Source organism: Candidatus Symbiopectobacterium sp. NZEC135, assembly GCF_025962695.1.
In genome coordinates, this window is sequence record NZ_JAGFPF010000964.1 from 1 (window position 1) to 810 (window position 810).

At 53.1% G+C, this 810-nt stretch carries 1 protein-coding gene and 1 pseudogene; both read right to left on the reverse strand.

Annotated elements, in window-relative coordinates:
• A pseudogene (locus tag J5224_RS31770) lies at window positions 1–422 on the reverse strand (O-antigen ligase domain-containing protein); the annotation flags it as partial.
• 128 nt (window positions 423–550) lie between these two features.
• The coding region (locus J5224_RS31775; protein ID WP_319802527.1) for a glycosyltransferase family 9 protein at window positions 551–810 on the reverse strand (260 nt) is incomplete at its 5' end.

Here is an 810-nt window from a genome sequence, read left to right on the forward strand (position 1 = left end):
CTGGTTGCCGGACCAAAGATCAGGCCCACACGGTGCATATCGTGAAAAACGGACTGAAATAGCGCATAAGCCAGCGTCATCACACAAACTGCGAAGGAGCCGATTCTCACGACGGGCTGGTTTTCATGTGGCAGGTGGCATGCGGCTAACAGAATAAACGCACCGAGCATCGCTGCATGCCCGGCGGTGCGATAAGCGGAGTAGACATCGGTAAAAAGCGTGTCGGGTTGATAGTAAAGCGTAAACCAAACAAGGTTGAGGCAGCCCATCAGTAGCAACAATATGGGCAATATCAACAGCCGTTTTGCGGCTAGAATCTGTTTTACATGCGTAACCACATACAGTGCGGCAGACACCCCAGTCAAATAAAACAGCCATCCGGCGATGATGGTGCTAAATGGCATCACGGCCAGAGTCAGCATGCACCCTGGAAACAGCGTATTCGTGGTTAACGAGGCGCTTACTGCGGGGTATTTTGCCCAACTGTATCTTAAAGCATTCAACATATCATTGGGTCACGTAGCAAGGGCTATCCCCGTTATCTCGACCATCAGGGATGGCATGAGTGTAGCCCCTGCGCGCTTGGCAGCGATGTGTGCAGGGGAATCGTGTCGAGAGGCTGTAAGTCTACCAGCTCTGACAGCTTTTGCCGGACCGCGTCGGCAGAGATGGCGCTCATGTGGCGATTTTCAGATTGTTCTACCACCTGATTGAGACCATATCCGCCAATGAGCCCAGGATCGGTAGGGCCATAGAGCGTGATATTGGGACGATCCAATGCCGCCGTCAGGTGACTCAGGCCGGTATCGA